The sequence below is a fragment of the Flavobacterium tructae genome, from assembly GCF_001853485.1.
GTDB classification, from domain to species: Bacteria; Bacteroidota; Bacteroidia; order Flavobacteriales; family Flavobacteriaceae; genus Flavobacterium; species Flavobacterium tructae.
Genome location: NZ_MIKE01000011.1, coordinates 342430 through 361687, shown reverse-complemented (window position 1 = coordinate 361687; position 19258 = coordinate 342430). Strand labels below are relative to the sequence as shown.

General features: G+C 37.7%; 10 protein-coding genes. 4 read left to right on the top strand and 6 right to left on the bottom strand.

All coding sequences use genetic code 11. From position 1 onward, the window contains the following. Positions 1-295: 295 nt before the first annotated feature. From BHE19_RS03515 to BHE19_RS03490, 6 genes are all read right to left on the bottom strand, one after another. On the bottom strand, positions 296-2155 hold the full coding sequence (locus tag BHE19_RS03515) for a glycoside hydrolase family 13 protein (protein ID WP_070905989.1): 1860 nt from the start codon (positions 2153-2155) through the stop codon (positions 296-298). 257 nt (positions 2156-2412) lie between these two features. Further along, positions 2413-4527 carry a glycoside hydrolase family 97 protein gene (locus tag BHE19_RS03510; protein WP_070905987.1) on the bottom strand — a complete coding sequence of 705 codons (2115 nt, stop codon included), beginning with the start codon at positions 4525-4527 and terminating at the stop codon, positions 2413-2415. 26 nt (positions 4528-4553) lie between these two features. Next, the gene (locus BHE19_RS03505; RefSeq protein WP_070905985.1) at positions 4554-6857 is read right to left on the bottom strand and encodes a glycoside hydrolase family 65 protein; all 2304 of its coding nucleotides are present in this window, start codon (positions 6855-6857) and stop codon (positions 4554-4556) included. A gap of 17 nt (positions 6858-6874) precedes the next feature. Continuing rightward, positions 6875-7534 carry a beta-phosphoglucomutase gene (pgmB, locus tag BHE19_RS03500; RefSeq protein WP_070905982.1) on the bottom strand — a complete coding sequence of 220 codons (660 nt, stop codon included), beginning with the start codon at positions 7532-7534 and terminating at the stop codon, positions 6875-6877. After that, positions 7527-9047: an MFS transporter gene (locus BHE19_RS03495; RefSeq protein ID WP_070905980.1), complete on the bottom strand. Its 1521-nt coding sequence runs from the start codon at positions 9045-9047 to the stop codon at positions 7527-7529. The genes pgmB and BHE19_RS03495 overlap by 8 nt, the downstream gene beginning before the upstream one ends. A gap of 181 nt (positions 9048-9228) precedes the next feature. Continuing rightward, positions 9229-10260 (bottom strand): LacI family DNA-binding transcriptional regulator, encoded by a 1032-nt coding sequence (locus BHE19_RS03490; RefSeq protein ID WP_017494772.1) that lies wholly within the window; start codon positions 10258-10260, stop codon positions 9229-9231. A gap of 237 nt (positions 10261-10497) precedes the next feature. Between BHE19_RS03490 and BHE19_RS03485 the strand changes: the two genes are divergently transcribed. The 4 genes from BHE19_RS03485 to BHE19_RS03470 all read left to right on the top strand — a co-directional run bounded on the left by BHE19_RS03485 (position 10498) and on the right by BHE19_RS03470 (position 19208). Then, positions 10498-13473 carry a SusC/RagA family TonB-linked outer membrane protein gene (locus BHE19_RS03485; protein WP_070905978.1) on the top strand — a complete coding sequence of 992 codons (2976 nt, stop codon included), beginning with the start codon at positions 10498-10500 and terminating at the stop codon, positions 13471-13473. A 37-nt stretch (positions 13474-13510) separates the two neighbouring features. Continuing rightward, positions 13511-15139: a RagB/SusD family nutrient uptake outer membrane protein gene (locus tag BHE19_RS03480; protein WP_070906562.1), complete on the top strand. Its 1629-nt coding sequence runs from the start codon at positions 13511-13513 to the stop codon at positions 15137-15139. A gap of 17 nt (positions 15140-15156) precedes the next feature. Continuing rightward, positions 15157-16254 carry a SusE domain-containing protein gene (locus tag BHE19_RS03475; protein WP_070905976.1) on the top strand — a complete coding sequence of 366 codons (1098 nt, stop codon included), beginning with the start codon at positions 15157-15159 and terminating at the stop codon, positions 16252-16254. 80 nt (positions 16255-16334) lie between these two features. Then, positions 16335-19208, top strand: a complete 2874-nt coding sequence (locus BHE19_RS03470; protein WP_070905974.1) for an alpha-amylase family glycosyl hydrolase — start codon at positions 16335-16337, stop codon at positions 19206-19208. Positions 19209-19258 lie beyond the last annotated feature (50 nt).

The following is a 19258-nucleotide window of genomic DNA, read 5'->3' as shown; positions in this document are numbered from 1 at the left end:
GTACATTTCGTGAAGGTTCAGAGGTGCAAAGGTACAAAGGTGCAAAGGAAAAATAATAGCCACAGATTAAAGGATTAGAATGATTTTAAAAAATCTGTGATAATCCTTTAATCTGTGGCTAAAAAACTTTGTGAATCTTTGCGGTAAATGCAGTGTTTTTTCTAACCGCAAAGGGCGCAAAGTTTTAGGCAAGGTGGACAAGGAATTTATTAAAAATTAAATAGCCACGAATTCACGAATTTTGTTTCTCAAAGATTGTCAAAAAATAATTTGTGAATTCGTGACTAATAAAATTCTATTCCAATTCTAAAACCAAAGCGGATTTTGGCTCCAAAGTAATTTCAGATGTTAAATCGAATGTTTTTCCGGTGATCACATCTTTACCTGTTTTAAAATTTTTGATGTTTTCTTTAAAACGATTTGTTTTTACAACTTGCTCTTTTGTATTGTTATTGAAAACAACCATTACAGTTTTAGCATCCGTATATCTGAAATAAACATAAGTGTTGTTTTCCGGAATGTAATGTGTCATCTTTCCGAAATGAACAGCTTCGTTTGATTTTCTCCAGTTGAATAGTTTAGAGGTAAAATCAAAGTAAGCAGCCTGCTCAGCTGTTCTGCCTTCTTTGGTGAAAGCATTGTTTTTATCACCGGCCCATCCGCCAGGGAAATCCTGACGAATGTCGGCATCTCCTTTGCTTTTGTCACCGCCCATTCCAATTTCTGAACCGTAATACAATTGTGGAATTCCACGTATTGTAGCCAATAAAGTCATTGTTAGTTTATATTTTGCTAAATCATATTTAAAATTATGATTGATACGGTCAGTGTCATGATTTTCGGCAAAAACTAAAATATTATTGGTGTTGGGATACAAATAATCCATTGCAAAATTGTTGTAGAATTTAATCAATCCGTTATCCCAACTTGGTTCATTTTCGTTGAAAGCTGAACTAATCTGGCTTTGAAGTGTAAAATCCATCACACTAGGCAGATTGGAATTGTAATTTTCGATCGCACCAATTTTACTGTCTTTTTGCCAATAGGCTAAATTCGCCTGATTGTGCATCCATATTTCTCCAACGATATTGAAATTAGGATATTCGTTCGTAACTGCTTTTGCCCAATTGGCCATAGCCGTTTGATCAGAGTAATTGTAAGTGTCAACTCTGAATCCGTCAAGATTGGCATATTCAACCCACCAGATCGCATTTTGAGTCAGGTATTTGGCAACAAGAGGATTTCTTAAGTTCAAGTCCGGCATTGAAGGGACAAACCAGCCGTCAATACAAACTTCCTGATCTATTTTTGAAGCGTGAATATCTGTAATCACTTCACGACGGTGGTGCGTTTGTGTAAAAGTTTCAAATTGATTGAACCATGTTTTGGTCGGAATATCTTTCATCATCCAATGGGTAATTCCCCAGTGATTGGTCACATAATCCATAACCAGTTTCATGTTTTTTTTATGCATTTCTGCAGACAGACGAACATAATCTTCATTCGTTCCGTAACGCGGATCTATTTTGTACACGTCTGATTGTGCATAAGTATGGTACGAGTGCTGTTTGTCGTTGTCTTCACAAAGGGGCGTATTCCAAATAGTGGTTGCACCAAGAGATGAAATATAATCCAGATTTTTAATGATTCCTTCGATGTCTCCACCGTGACGGCCACTTGGATCCTGACGGTTCCCTTTTTCGGTTAAAGCGGTATTACTGTCGTTCTTCGGATTTCCGTTGGCAAAACGATCCGGCATGATGAGGTACATTACATCTGATGCGTCATAGCTTTTTCGGTCTGCCGAGTTGGCTCTTCTTTCTTTGAGCGTATATTTTTGAGTAAAAGCGACTTTGTTTTTGTTTTTGAAGGAGAAAACCAAGTCAGAAGCTTTTACATCTTTAGTGTCGATGGTAACAAAAAGGTAGTTTGGATTTTCTGTTTTTTCAACACTTTTAATCACCACATTGTTTGAAACAGAAGCCTCGTATTGTGAAATGTCTTTTCCGTAGAACATAATCTGCAATTCCGGATTTTTCATGCCGGCATACCAAAATGGGGGCTCGGTTTTTTGGATTTGCGCTTTCGCGGAAGCGGAAAACAGCAAAATTATTAGAACTAATTTATAGATAAGTGATGTTTTTTTGTTTTTCATGGTAATAGGTAGTTATTCTCAGTGTTAGTCGAACAATTTTCAATGTCAGTTCGAGTGATTTTCGGTGTCAGTTCGAGCGGAGTCGAGAACTTTGGCCACATCTCGACTTCGCTCGATGTGACAATTCGCTCGATGTGACAGCTAGCTCGATGTCACATCGAGCGGAGTCGAGATGAGACAACTAGCTCGATGTAACAAAAAGATGTTGATTAAAAAAAAGACAAGTAATTCTGGGGGAAATCACTTGTCTTTAAAAATTACTTCGTTTCGATAATGCTGATCGCATAACCGCCGCCGGGAGCAGACAACTGAGATAATTTTGATTTATTGGTCACCGCTATTTTTTTGATGGTGTAAGCTTGTGGGTTTGTTTTGTAATGGGCATCTTTTGCATCAGCGTAGATGGTAGCCGTGTATTTTTTGCCTTTTTCAAGGAAACTGAAATCAATGTTTGAGGTACGGGCAGTTTCTCCGTTTACGTTTCCAACGAACCAGTTGTTGGTTCCTTTTGCTTTACGGGCAACCGTGATAAAATCGCCTGGCTCAGCCTCGATGTATTTACTTTCAGACCAGTCTACAGCAACATCTTTAATGAATTGAAAAGCATCCGGAAAACGGTTGTAGTTTTCAGGAGTATCAGCCGCCATTTGCAACGGGCTGTACATCGTAACGTATAATGCCAGTTGGTTTGCCAATGTACTGTTTACGTGTGATTTGTTGTCCGGATTCATTTTGCTGATATCCATTTCAAAGATTCCCGGAGTGTAATCCATTGGACCTCCAATCAAACGTGTGAATGGTAAAACCGTTACGTGGTTTGGTTTAGAACCTCCAAAAGCCTGGTATTCTGTTCCTCTTGCCGCTTCGTTTCCAATTAAGTTCGGATACGTTCTGCAAATTCCGGTTGGACGAACTGCTTCGTGAGCGTTCACCATAATTTTATAATCGGCTGCTTTTTCGATAGCGTATTGATAGTGGTTTACAATCCACTGATCGTAATGATTTTCACCACGAGGTAAAATGTCTCCAACATAACCGCTTTTCACGGCATCATATCCGTTGTCTTTCATGAACTGATACGCTTTGTCGATATGGCGCTCGTAGTTACGAACTGAACCTGACGTTTCATGGTGCATGATAATTTTTACACCTTTAGATTTTGCATAGGCATGTAAACCTTTCACGTCAAAATCCGGGTAAGGCGTTACGAAATCAAATACATAATCTTTAGAGTGTCCAAACCAGTCTTCCCAGCCTTCGTTCCATCCTTCAACCAAAACAGCGTCAAAACCATTTGCAGCAGCAAAATCAATGTATTTTTTTACATTAGCATTATTCGCTCCGTGTGTTCCGTTTGGTTTTGCTTTGGAGAAATCAGAAACACCCAATTGTACGGTTGGAAAGTCGTTGGTGTACGACCAAGAACTTTTTCCTGTGATCATTTCCCACCAAACCCCAATATATTTTACAGGTTTAATCCACGAAGTATCATCAATTTTTGACGGATCGTTTAAGTTTAAAGTCATTTTTGAAGCCAAGATCTCTCTCGCATCATCACTTACCATAATGGTTCTCCAAGGCGAATGACTTGGGGCCTGCATGTATCCTTTATCACCTTTTGCATCCGGAGTTAACCAAGACTCAAAAATCATGTTTTTATCATCTAGATTCAGGTGCATACAAGAATAGTTGATCAAAGCTGCTTCGTGTAAGTTGATGTAAATTCCATCAGCCGTTTTTAGCATCAAAGAAGTTTGAACTCCTGTTGGAGAAAAAGATTTCTGAGATACGTTGGCAGTATATGCTTTTTGAGACAAACCTCTGATTTCAGATAATTTCGATTTGGTATAATCGTATTCCTGAGTGTCGTAATCTCCCGGAATCCAGAATGCAGTGTGGTCACCCGCCATTGCAAATTGTGTTCTCTCTTCTTTGATTACAAAATAGGTAAGATTTTTTTGTGTTGGGAATTCATATCGGAATCCTAATCCGTCATCAAATAAACGGAAACGAATTACAATTTGACGATCCGTTCCTTTTTGGTTTAAAGTTACAGCCAGTTCATTGTAATGGTTTCTGATCTGATCTACTTCTCCCCAAACCGGCTTCCAGTTTTCGTCAAAAGTGCTTGTTTTGCTGTCAACAACTGTAAAGTCATTCAGTAAAGATTTTTTATCATCTTTAAGTTCAAGACCTAATTTACTGGTTTTTACAACGTCTTTATTTTTGTATTTCAGATTGTAAACCGGAGTTCCGTCGTTTTGAAGCGAAAACTCCATTACGAACTTTCCTTCGGGTGATTTTAATTGTTGTGCTTTTGCTATGGAGCTGAAAGCAAACAGGATTAAACTTGCGAAAAATAAGTTTTTCATGTTGTTAAGTTTTTAAGTGTGTTGTATTAATTGGTTTGAAACAATTTTTCTGCGGTTACCGGATTTCCATTCACTACAAGGGTTAAATCCTGATCACTGTCTACCGTAAAAGTTGTTTCGTTATGATTTACAGCTACCTTTAAAATTTGATTTCTGAAATTAATTTTAAAAGAATAACCGTTCCATTCTTTTGGGATTTTTGGAGAAAAATGAAGCTGATCGTTTTTCACACGCATTCCTCCAAAACCTTCTACGATACTCATCCACGTTCCGGCCATTGAGGTAATATGACAGCCTTCTTCAACTTCTTTGTTATAATCATCGAGATCCAAACGGGAGGTTCTTAAATAGAAAGTATAAGCCATATCCATTTTATCTAAAACAGCAGCCTGAATAGAGTGAACACAAGGCGACAGCGAGCTTTCGTGAACCGTAAAGGATTCGTAAAACTCAAAATTACGTTTTAATTCTTCTTTAGAAAAATGATCTTCAAAGAAATAGAAACATTGTAAAACATCGGCTTGTTTGATGTAAGGGGAACGCAATACACGATCCCAGGACCACTTTTGATTGATAGGACGCTGAGAACGGTCTAAGTCTTTTACAGGAATCAATTCTTTGTCTAAGAACCCGTCTTGCTGCAGGTAGATGCCTAATTCTTCCGAAGTTGGGAAATACATGTTATCGGCAACTTTTTTCCATTCCAGAATTTCAGCAGGAGAAAGAGCTACTTTTTCCATAATTCGCTGATGATCTGCAGGATATTCGGCAGCCACTTTGTTAATTTGTTCTTCGGCATAATTAATACACCATTTTGCAGTATAATTGGTATAGAAATTATTGTTGATATTGTTTTCGTATTCATTCGGACCTGTAACGCCCAGAATCACATATTGATTTTTGGCTTTAGAGAAAGAAGCCCTTTGGTGCCAGAAACGTGCAATCCCGATGAGTACTTCTAAACCTTTTTCGGGAATATAAGAGTAGTCTCCGGTAAAACGGTGGTAGTTGTAAATCGCAAAAGCGATAGCTCCGTTTCTGTGGATTTCCTCGTGTGTGATTTCCCATTCGTTGTGGCATTCTTCACCGTTCATGGTTACCATTGGATACAAAGCGGCACCGTTTTTAAAGCCTAAATTGTCTTTGGCGTTTTCAATTGCCTTGTCCAATTGATTGAAACGGTAGGTCAGTAAATTGCGCGCAACCTGCTGATCTTTAGTGGCCATGTAAAACGGAATGCAATAAGCCTCAGTGTCCCAATAGGTAGATCCGCCATATTTTTCTCCGGTGAAACCTTTAGGTCCGATATTCAAACGGCTGTCTTTCCCTAAGTAAGTCTGATTTAACTGAAAAATATTAAAACGGATTCCTTGTTGTGCTTTTACGTCTCCGTCAATGGTAATGTCTGACATTTCCCAGATTTTACTCCAGGCATTGATTTGATTCTGAAGTAAAGTGTCATAACCAAGAGTAACGGCAGTTTTAATGCATTTTTCGGCTGCAGTTAAAGTATTCTCATGATTTAAAGAAACCGTATATCCACCAATTTTTTGGATCGATGAGGTTTGCCCTTTTGCGATAATGGTACCGTAAGTAAACTGAATTTTATCTGCAGTTGAATCGATTGTTGAAGGCGAAATGTTTACATTTTCTCCGTTTGCAAAAATCGTATTGTGCATAAAAGTGGTTACTTTAAAATGCGTTTTAAAAGTCTGCGCTGTTACAAAAGCTTCATTTGCTGCTTTTTTAACTTCAAGAGGTTCCCAGAATTTTTCGTCCCAGTTGGCATCTTCATTGGTAACTCCTGCATCAATATAAGGTTTGTAAACAATTTTGGCATCCTTGTTCAAAGGAGTGATTTCGTACTTAATGATTCCGGTTTCATCCAGATCTAAAGAAAGAAAACGACGAATGTTTACGGCAATTTCGGTTCCGTTTTTTAAAGTAGCTTCAAAAGAACGATTGTACCAGCCTTCTTTCATATTCAATTCTCTGCGAAAATTTTTCACAGCAGTACAATGGTGCAAATCCAGGTTTTCTTCGTTGATTTGAATGTCAATTCCAATCCAGTTTGGAGCGTTTAATACTTTGGCGAAGTATTTAGGGTATCCGTTTTTCCACCAGCCTACTTTTGTTTTGTCCGGATAATAGATTCCCGCGATGTAGCTTCCCTGAAAAGTCTCACCCGAATAGGTTTCTTCAAAATTGGCACGTTGTCCCATAGCACCATTTCCGATGCTAAAAAGACTTTCTGATGATTTTACTCTTTCAGCGTCAAAGCCTTCTTCGATGATGGACCAATTGTCTGGTTTAATGTAATCTTGATTCATTTTTGCGATTGATTGATTTATTTTGCGATTAATGATTTGATGAATTGAATATCCATTGAGGTAAAATCCTCAAAGACATAGTGTGCTTCGTGTAGAATTGTTTTGGAACCGATTCCGATACTGGTCATTTTTCCAATATTGGCGGCCTGAACTCCGGCAACTGAATCTTCAAAAACAAAAGAGTTTTCAGGGCTAATCTGTAACAATTGAGCTGCTTTTAGGAAAACTTCAGGGTCCGGTTTGGCATTGGTAACGTCGTTTCCGTCAACAATAACATCGAAGTACGAAAGTATTCCGGTTTTCTCCAGAATCGGGCGTGCATTTTTACTGGCAGAACCCAATGCAATTCCCTGATTTTGTTCTTTTAAAAATTGAAGAATTTTAAAAACTCCGGGAAGAATTTCGCTTTCATTCATGTCAACCAAATAAGACAAGTAGTCTTCGTTTTTTTGAATGAGCCATTTGTCTTTGTCTTCCTGAGAAGCGGGAACGTTTCCTAATTCGAGGATTATGTCTAATGAACGCACGCGGCTTACTCCTTTAAGTAATTCGTTGTGTTCGTGTGTAAAATTTATATTTAAGGCCTTTGCAATTTTTTGCCAGGCTAAAAAGTGGTATTTAGCGGTATCAACGATCACTCCATCAAGATCGAAGATGAATGCTTTTTTATTATTCATGAATTTCAATTTTAGTTCTGCTATTTACTCTAAGGGTAAGTAATCCGGCAAATATCATAGATACACCTCCAATAATTAAGGCGTAGATAGGTTCGTTGTGAAAGAATTGTTTAATGACAAATCCTAAGATTGTGGCAGCTACAATTTGTGGTATGACTACAAAGAAGTTGAAAACTCCCATATAGTATCCCATTTTTGCTGCCGGTAAAGCTCCGGATAGCATGGCATAAGGCATTGAAAGTATACTTGCCCACGCGATACCCACTCCTAACATTGGTAGGATCAGCATTTGTTTGTCGCCAATAAAATAAATGGAGATTAAACCAACACCTCCGGCACATAAGGCCAATAAATGTGTTGCTCTAACGCCTACTTTTTTTGCAATAACCGGCAATAAAAAAGCAACTGCTGCAGCCACTCCGTTGTAAACTGTGAACAAAACTGAAACCCAGTCGGCGGCATCATTGTAAATTTTAGAAGTAGTGTCTGTAGTACCAAAAATATGTTGTGTAACCGCTTGTGTCGTATAAATCCACATTGAGAATAAGGCAAACCAGGAGAAGAACTGCACCCAGGCCAGTTTTTTCATCGTGACAGGCATGTTCAATAGATCGGTCATGATGATCGTAAAACCATTGTGAACTTTAGAAGTTCTTAATTGTGAAGCAATCATGAATAGAACACCCATGAAAACCAATCCGATAAACAGAATGTATAGTTCTTTAGCCAGACTGTTCTCGAAAATTAAAAAGGAAACCAGAGCTCCAACTACCGCCAATAGTAATCCTAAAAAGAATTGTCTTTTGATGTTACCTTGAGATTCTGTTTCCGGATTGAGGATAAGATCTTCCTTGTCTTTTTTGCTTTGAAGTTCAAAAGCATGAAGTTCCTCAGGAGTGTATTCTGTTGTTTTAAAAACAGTCCATAAAACAGAAAGCAGGAAAACAATTCCGCCAATATAAAAGGACCATTTAACAGAGTCCGGTATAATTCCTTCCGGAGCCGTATTACTTACGTCAAAAACATTAGTAAAAAGATAGGGTAAAACCGAACCTACAACCGCACCGGTTCCGATAAAGAAACTTTGCATGGCAAAACCTAAAGTACGCTGCTTTTCAGGTAAATTGTCTCCAACAAAAGCGCGGAAAGGCTCCATTGAAACATTTATCGAAGCGTCCATAATCCATAGAGTACCGGCAGCGATCCATAAAGTTGGAGAGTTGGGCATGATGAATAAGGCAACAGACGACAAGATGGCTCCAATTAGAAAATAGGGGCGGCGTCGGCCCAGACGAGTCCAGGTTCTATCGCTAAAATAACCAATTACGGGTTGGATAATTAATCCTGAAACCGGAGCCGCAATCCATAAAATTGGAATTTCGTCAATTTTGGCACCCAGAGTTTCAAAAATTCTTGAAGTATTTGCATTTTGCAGTGCAAAACCAAACTGTATTCCCAAGAAACCGAAACTCATGTTCCAAATTTCCCAGAAACTTAATTTACGCTTTTCCATTATCGTAATTAAAGAATTAATTAGACGATAAGCGCTTTGCTTATCAAAACTTACTTATTATTTTCGAAGTAAAAGTAAAAGCTTTGAGCAGGCGTAAAAGTATTAATTATTTTTTTAAATACGCTAACAAAAAAGTCATAAATGTTGTTTGTGACTTTAGAAAATCTTGATTTTTAGGTTTTTAGTCAGTAGATTCTCTTTTTATCAGATGGGTTTCAATAACTTCTGTAGTGTAATTTTCGTTCTCTTCTTCATCGTCCTCATGTTCCGCTTCGAGTCTTTCGATCAGCATTTTAGCGGCTTTATTCCCCATTTTTTCACCACTCTGGCTTACGGTTGTGATGCTTGGAGTAGAGTATTTAGAAATAATTCCGTCAGTAAAGGCAATTACAGCGATATCTTCGGGAACTTTGAGGCCCATTTTGCTTGCGGTTTTGATAATGGTTACCGCAAAAAGCTCATTTACGGCGAAAACAGCATCAAATGCACGGTCATGCAATAACTGACTGATGGTGATTTCGCAAGTGTCTACATCTTCGATTTTTATGATTAAATCTTCATTAAAAGGCAATCCATTATCGAGAAGTGCTTTTTCGTAACCGTCGGTTCTGAGTTTTCCCACACTTACATAATCTACGGTAGTGACCAGAGCGATTTTTTTGCGGCCGTTGTCAATCAGACTCTGAACGGCTTCATAAGCAGCTGCTTTGTCATCAATAATGACTTTGTCGCATAAAATATCATTGGTGACACGGTCGAACATGACCACCGGCATTCCCTGATTGATAACCTCAGTAATGTGGTGAAAATCACCTTTGTATTGTGTTTCTTTAGAGAGTGACATGATAAAACCATCGATACTTCCGTTGGCTAACATTTCCATATTTAAGACTTCTTTATCAAACGAATCGTCAGACAAACAGATCACAACGCTGTAGCCATTTTCATTAGCAACCTGTTCAATTCCGTTGATCACAGTAGAGAAAAAATGATGTACAATTTCCGGAATGATAATACCAATACTTTTGGTTTTTCGATTTTTTAAACTAAGGGCAATATTGTTGGGCTTGTAGTTGTAAAACTTTGCAAATGCCTGCACTTTTGCGCGCGTTTCTTCTCCTATTTCCTGACTGTCTCTTAATGATTTTGAGACCGTTGAAATAGAGACGTCAAGTTCCTTTGCGATCTGCTTTAGGGTTATTTTACGTTTCATAGTTGTTATTTGAAAAAAATCTAATTGTTAATAAAGGTATCTTTTATTTCTAAAATCGACAATTTTTGACTTAAAAGATTACAAAAAAAAGAAAGTTTTCAACACTACCACGTTTTCGTAAACCAATAAAAAAGCCAACCGGTTGGTCATGTTAATTAATTCCTAATTTTGAAATTCGAAGTAAAATTAAAAACTTAACTAACAATCAAAAACTCAAACTAAATTTAAACAAAAAGTATGAAAACAATTTACAAAAAGTTGTTATTTTTATTCCTCTTGTTGCCGTTTACTGTGCTAGCTCAAAGCACTTTAACCGGAACAGTTGTCGATTTGGCAACGGGACAGCCAATCCCGGGAGTAAATGTAAATGTACAGGGTGCTCCCGGTGGAGCATCAACAGATTTTGACGGTAAATTTCAGTTATCTAATGTAAAAAATGGGGACAAAATTTTGGTTTCATTTATTGGATATAAAACGTCAACTGTAGCTTATAATGGTCAAAAAACACTAAACGTTTCTTTGGAAGAAGATACCAATCAGCTTAAAGAAGTTGTCGTGCAAGTAGGTTACGGTACGGTTAAGAAAAAGGATGCGACAGGTTCTGTATCTCAAATCGCTGCAAAAGACTTCAACAAAGGAATTAACGTGACACCGGAGAGTTTAATTAGCGGTCGTATCTCAGGTGTGAATGTTACAGGAGGTGGTGCCCCGGGAGCTAAAGCAGATATCAGAATTCGTGGAGGATCTTCTTTAAATGCTTCAAACGAGCCATTAATTGTTTTAGACGGACTTCCGTTAAGCAATGCGGTACCAAGCGGTTCTACCAGTATTTTATCTACCATTGACCCTAATGATATTGAATCTTTTACAGTACTTAAAGATGCATCTGCTGCTGCAATCTACGGATCAAGAGCTGCAAATGGTGTAATCGTAATTACAACTAAAAAAGGATCAAAAGGTGGGGTTAAAGTGAACTTCAGTTCTCAGGTTGGGATCAATACAGTAGCCAATACAGTGGATGTAATGAGTGCTGATCAATACAGAGAATTAGTAAAAACCAAAGGTACTCCTGCACAACAGGCTTTACTAGGGAATGCAAATACAAACTGGCAGGATGAAATTTTTCATACAGCCTTGACAACCAACAATAATATTTCTGTAAGCGGTTCTTTATTTGATAAATTGCCAGTACGTTTATCTGTTGGTAATATTGATAATCCTGGAATCTTAAGAAACACTTCTTTTGAAAGAACTACGACATCGATATCGTTAAATCCGGTATTGTTTGACAATCATTTAAAAATCGATATTAGCGGAAATTTAGCTTTCGGTAAAAATCAATTTCAGGATGAGGGTGGAGTTATCGGAAGCGCTATCGGATTTGATCCTACGCAACCGGTTTATAAGACAGGTTCTCGTTATGGAGGATACTTTGAATGGTTGGAGCCAAACGGAAATTTACCGTTATTACCAGCAAGAAATCCTGTAGCAAGATTAAATCAGGATAACAGAAGAGCAACTTCAACCAGAAAATGGGGGAATGTTAGAGTAGATTATAAACTTCACTTTTTTGAAGATTTAAGAGTTGTTGCTGAAGCAGGTATCGACAGATTTGACAGCAGCGGATTTACTGAAGTAAGTACACAAAGTATTTTAGGATTTCAGCCAAAAGCATTCAGCGATCCGGGTTATGTAAATCTTGGAAACTATTCGAGATATACGGATGCACTTCAAAATAAAAACTTAAATGCTTATTTTAATTATACTAAAGATTTAGGAAAAATTAAAATTGATGCAACGGCAGGTTATAACTACCAATTGTTTCAAAAAGAAAAATATTCATCTGGAGAAACAAGACAGCCAAATCCTAATGAGGACGTAGCTACAGATCCGGATGTGAACTTACAATCGTTCTTCGGACGTTTGAATTTAGGGTACGACAGCAGATATTTACTGACTTTAAATTACAGAAGAGACGGAACTTCCCGTTTTTCTAAAGACAACAGATGGGGAAATTTCGCAGGAGGTGCTTTTGCATGGAATGTTGCTGAAGAAGCTTTCTTAAAAGGGAATTCAACGGTTTCCAGTTTGAAATTAAGAGTGGGGTACGGAACGACAGGACAACAGGATATCTCTGCTCAGTACGATTATTTACAAAGGGTAACTTTAGGAACAATTAACTCACAATACATTTTTGGTAATACCATTTATCCAACTGCAAGACCAGAAGGATATAACGAAAATATCAAATGGGAAGAATTGGCAGAATCTAACATTGGTATCGATTACGGATTCTTCAATGACAGAATTACAGGATCTATCAACTATTTTGATAAAAAATCATCTGATTTGTTAGCGGATATAGCAGTTCCTGATGGTGCTAATATTAGAAATCAAGGTTTCTTTAATATTGGAAGTGTAAGAACAAAAGGGGTTGAATTTAGTATTGCTTCTGATATTATTAAAAGCGATAATCTGACTTGGAATGTAGCTTTTAACACGACTTATATTGATCAGAATATTTCGGAATTAGGAATTACAGTTCCTGGTTTTCAGGGGTATTTAACGGGAGATAATATCGCCGGAGGTAACGGAAATAAAATCCTGATTAACTCAGTAGGTTATGCACCAAACTCATTTTTTGTATACGAGCAATTATACGATGCAAACAAAAGACCAATTGCCGGGGCTTATGTAGACAGTAACGGAGACGGAAAAATTGATACGGCTGACCGTTACAGAGCTGGAAAAGCTGCACCTGATTATACTTTTGGATTGTTTTCTACCTTAAACTACAAAAAGTTTGACTTTACAATGAACTGGAGAGCAAGTGTAGGTAATAAGATTTTTGATAACGTAAGTTCTAATTTAGGGTATTCTGATGCAGGATTAAGAAGACAAACAGATTTGTCTAACGTAAGTTCAGATTACTACAATACTGGTTTCACTTTTGAAGACAATGGTACATCACGTTACTTGTCTGACTATTTTGTGAAAGATGCTTCTTTTATCAAATTAGACAACGTTACACTTGGATATACTTTTGATAAAACGATCATTAAAGGTGCTTCTTTAAGATTTACAGCTGGAGTTCAGAATGTTTTCATTCTAACAAAATACAATGGTTTAGATCCTGAGAAATTCAACGGAATTGATAATAACGTTTATCCAAGAGCAAGAACATTCTTGTTTGGTGTAAATGCGAATTTCTAATAGTAGACTGAAAATCAAAAATTTAAAAACAAACAAAATGAAAATATCATTTAAATATATATCTTATTTTTTCCTATTCGTTTTAGGATTAAGTATGACGCTTACTTCGTGTACGGACGACTTAAACGTGACGCCAAAGGATGATGATGAATTTTTATCAGAAACCTTTTTTAAAGATCCGGCATCGTACAAACAAGTTTTAGCTAAATTATATGCAGGTTTGTATGTTGGAGGTAATGATGGTGATGGTGATGCGGCTATACCTGGAAAAAACCCTGATATCGCTGGACTTGGTGGTGACTTTAGCAGTTACTTAAGATTACTTTTTGTGACACAGGAATTTACCACAGATGAAGCGATTATTGCCTGGGCTGATGGTACTTTACCAACTTTGAATGCGCAAACATGGTCTCCTGCAAATGAGTTTTTGGAAGGGACTTTCTCCAGAGCGTTTTACCACATCAGTGTTGCGAATGAGTTTTTAAGACAAACAACAGAAGAGAAATTAGCGTCAAGAAATGTTGATGCCAAGCTGAAAGCTGATATCGCTAACTTTAGAGCTGAGGCTCGTTTCTTAAGAGCTTTCTCTTATTACAACTTAATGGATTTGTTCGGGAATGTGCCAATTACAACAGAAAAAGACCCTGTTGGATTCTTTTACCCGGAGCAAAAAACAAGAGCGGAAGTTTTTGCTTTTGTTGAATCTGAATTGAAGGACTTAGACAATAGCTTAGTAGCTTCAAAAGCAAATGAATATGGAAGAGTGGATAAAACGGCTGCCAAATTTTTATTGGCGCAAGTTTATTTGAACGCTAAAGTATACATTGGTGTAGACAAGAACAATGAAGCTGCAACATTGTGTAATGAAATTATTACGAGTTCAGGTTATACTTTCGCAAATGTTCCGTACAGATACTTATTCTCTGCAGATAATAACAGAAATGGCGCTCAGTCTGAAGTTATTTTCCCAATTGTTAGTGATGGTAATGCCATTAGAGCAACTGGTGGAGGAATGAGTTTTATCATGCACGCTTCTATTGGAGGTAGCATGGATGCGGCATCCAGAGGAATGGATGGTGGATGGCAAGGGATTAGAACTCGTAAAGAGTTTGTAGCTCTTTTTCCTGATGCAACTGCAACAGGGGATAAAAGAGGAACATTCTATACAAATGGACAATCATTAGACATTAATAATGTATCGACCTTTACGGATGGTTATGCAGTAACAAAATACATCAATAAAAATGCTGATGGTTCTGCAGCACAAAGAAATGATATTCCGGATATTGATTTTCCAATGTTCAGATTAACAGATGCTTATTTAATGTATGCTGAGGCTACTCTTAGAGGAGCTACCAGCGGTAATCTTAATACAGCTTTAGGATACGTAAACCAAATTAGAGGCAGAGCGGGTGCACCGGCAATTACACTTCCACAGTTAACACTTGATTTTATCTTAGATGAAAGAGGAAGAGAATTGTTTTGGGAATGTCACAGAAGAACTGATTTAATTCGTTTTGGTAAGTTTAGCGGAGGATCTAAAATCTGGCAATGGAAAGGCGGAATTATGGCGGGAGCAGCAACTGCATCTTTCAGAGATTTAATGCCAATTCCTGCAAGAAATATCCAAGCCAATCCAACATTGAAACAAAATCCTGGGTATTAACTTTATAAAACATTAAAATGAAAAATATATATAAAATTTTAATCGCATTTATTGGTGTTTTAGCTGTTTCATGTAATGCCGATGATGTAGAGAACAGACAAATTGTTGAAGCTGTTGTAACGCCGGAAATTACGGCACCTGCAACAGGAAAAGCATTTGTTTTAGATGTGGATAAACCTTCACAGGAAGTGGCCAAATTTACATGGTCTAAAGCAACCTATTCTGCTCCTGTAGTAGTAAGTTATACGTTGTTGATTGATAAAAAAGGAGGTGATTTTTCGAAAGCAGTTACGCTGGAAAGAACCACAAATATAGCCGAGGTTGCAGTGCTTGCAAAAGATTTGAACCAGGCAGCGATTGATCTTGGAGCTCAAACAGAAGTAGCCTCTTTATTTGATGTCAAAATAGCGTCAAGTGTTTCAGGCGGAGTTCCGCAGGTTTCTAAAACACTAATCACAATTAGTGTAACGCCTTATACCGGAAAAGTAGATTACAAATTTACAGAATGGTATTTAGTTGGTGATGCAACGGTTTCAGGATGGGACAATAATAAAGGAAACCAAATTTTATTCAGAAATCCAAAAAATCCTAACGAATATACATTTACAGGATTCTTTAAAGCGGGTGCTTTTAAAACCATTAGTACTTTAGGCAGCTGGGCTCCAATGTATGGTGGTGCAGGTGATGTTTTAGTGTACAGAGGAAAAGAATCTGACGCTGATCCGGCTAGTTTTGTAATTGCAACTCAAGGGTATTACACCTTTAAAATCGATGTGCAAAAACTAACGTACAAACTAACTCCGTATGATGCGTCTGCTGCTAAAACGTATGGAACAGTTGGTATCATTGGCGATAGTACACCAGGAGGCTGGAATACATCGACAGCGATGAAAAAATCTACGTTCAACGATCATATCTGGACTCTGGGAGTAACGGCGTTGAAAGATGGAGGGCTTAAATTCAGAGCAGATGATAAATGGGACGTTTCATGGGGAGGAACTACTCCATTCTCAGGAGGAGGTTCCGGTGAAAATATACCAGTAGCAAAATCTAAATATGTTATTTATTTTAATGATTTAGATGGAAGCTATTTAATGATTCCAAATCAGGAATAATTTTTTACTGAAATTGAAAGGGCTATCTATTAGAAGATAGCCCTTTTTTTAGTCAGACTAACCAACCAATCAACCACATTATGAAAAAAACTTTACTATGGATCACATTTTTGTGGTCTGTGGCTACTTTTGCCCAAACGCAAACGGTAAGCTACTCCGTAAGTCCGTCAACTTTTGAAGAGACTACACCCATTACCATCACCATTAACGGTACCAGTGTTGATGAGAATAGCTGGGGAATTACCGATCATTCCTTGTATATGTGGGCCTGGGCTTTTGATACCAACGATACTACTCAGAAGGGAAGTCCGGATAATGGTTCCTGGGATGCTTCAAGCGAGGCGAGCAAATTCACCTATAATTCGGGTACAGACACGTATACCAAAACCATTACACCAACAGTTTATTACAATACCACAGGGATTGGAAGAATTGGTTTTTTGGTAAAAGCCAAAAACGGAAATGGTGATAAAAAATCGCAGGATATTTTAGTAGAAGTAGGCAGCTTTCAGGTAAGCCTCACTAGTCCTGCAGAAAATAGTACAACAATTATTGTTTCAGGCGCAAATTTTAATATAGTGGCCACCAATACAAATGGTGCGGCGAGCTACCTCTTGAAGTCAAACGGAGCGACCATTAATACCAATACAAGTACGATAAGTTATTCTTATTCTCACTCAAATATTACAAGCAATCAAAGTTATGAACTCAGTGTGACTCAGGGAGCAACTACTATTGTAAAGAAGTTTTCGGTTGTGGTAAATCCAAATACGGTTTTAGAAACAATGCCAGCGGGTTTGACAGACGGAATAAACTACAATCTGGCCGATGCCACAAAAGCGACTTTGGTTTTGGATGCGCCTTTAAAAGACTTTGTTTACGTTGCCGGAAGTTTTAATAATTGGCAGCCTTCATCGGCTTATGCTATGAAAAAAGACCCTGCGTCGGGTAAATTCTGGCTAGAATTAACGGGATTGGTTTCAGGCGCAAATAATACGTATCAATATTGGGTAGTAGATACAACACCATTGGCTAATTCACCTTCGATGGTAAAAACGGCCGATCCGTATTCCACTTTAGTGTTATCACCTTATGATGATCCTTCTATTCCTTCAGCTTCTTATGCCAACATGCCTGTTTATCCGACAGGACAGAACTTTGAGGTGACCGTTCTAAAAACCGGACAAACACCATACAATTGGCAAGTGACCAATTTCGTAAAACCCGAAAAAGAAAAGTTAGTAGTTTACGAAGTTTTGGTTCGTGATTTTGATGCAGCCAGAAACTATCAACGTTTAATAGACCGTATCGACTATTTCAAAAATCTTAAAATAAATGCCATCGAATTAATGCCGGTAATGGAGTTTGAAGGTAATGAAAGTTGGGGCTACAATACCTCATTTCATATGGCTTTGGATAAATTTTACGGGACTTCAGATAAGTTAAAAGAATTCATCGACTTATGTCATCAAAATGGAATTGCAGTAATTCTGGACGTTGCTTTAAATCATGCTTTCGGAAGAAATCCAATGGTGAGAATGTGGATGAATGATCCGGATGGAGATGGTTTTGGTTCGCCAACTGCTGAAAACCCCTATTTTAATACAGTGGCGAAACATGCTTATAATGTGGGGGAAGATTTCAATCACCAGTCGCTAAAAACGCAGAACTATGTCGATCGTGTTATCAAACAATGGATAGAAGAATATAAAATTGACGGTTTCCGTTGGGATTTAACCAAAGGTTTTACGCAAAATTGTACGGCTTCGGATGGAGCCTGTACAGATGCCTATCAACAGGACAGAGTAGACGTATTAAAGAAATATGCTGATTATTCATGGAGTTTGGATCCTACACATTATACAATTTTCGAACACCTGGGATCTGATACAGAAGAAAAAGAATGGGCGAATTACAGAATTGCTGAGACACCTTCTAAAGGAGTAATGATGTGGGGGAAAATGACAGGACCCTATAACCAATTGTCAATGGGGTACGCTAATGAGAGTAATATTTCAAGAATGTCTAGCGAAAGTCATGGTTTTACCGCAAACCGATTAATGGGATATGCTGAAAGTCATGATGAAGAACGTTTGATGTATAAAAATATACAATACGGAAATTCAACAGTAGGGTATAATGTAAAAACGTTAGACACGGCCTTGTCCAGAATGTCGGCAATTGGCGCCGTTTCATTATTAGTTCCGGGACCAAAAATGATCTGGCATTTTGGAGAATTAGGGTGGGAGAACTCTATTTTTACCTGTAATGATAATTCGGTTAACAATGATTTTGATGGCGTTGCAGGCGATTGTAAACTAGATACAAAGCCACAGCCTCAATGGGTCAATAACTGGCTGGGTAATTCAGCGCGTAGTAAAATTTACACTGACTGGGCAAAGATGATTACCTTGAAAATAAAGGAGCCTGTGTTTTTAGGAACTCCTGTAATTGCAAATACAAATTCTTTATCAGTTAACATTAAAATTACCAATTCGGCCTTGTCTTCAACCCAGTTAAAGGATGTTTTAATAGTGGCAAATTTTGATATTACTGCACAAAATGTTCCAACAGGTTTTCAATATGCCGGTACCTGGTATAATTTGATGGACAATACTACTATTAATGTTACTGACGTAAATACTCCCTTAAATCTTCCTGCAGGAGAGTATAGAATTTATGGTAATAAAGCAGCAAATTTAGCCATTACAGATTTTGAAAAAGGAAGTGCAGTTCATCTGTATCCCAACCCGGTTACAGACTATTTTACTTTAAATGTACCAGTGTCAAAAGTTCAGGTATATGCAGTTTCAGGTCAATTAGTGAAAAGCTTTAATCCGAAAGGGAATAGGGATTCTCAGTTTGCTGTAAACGATTTGAAAGCAGGCTTATATCTTGTGAAAGCAGTTGATGAGAATGGACATACTCAGGTAATGAAGTTTGTTAAAAAATAATTTATCGAAACAAATAGAAAAATAGAACCGACAGGTAAAAGATTTTTGGT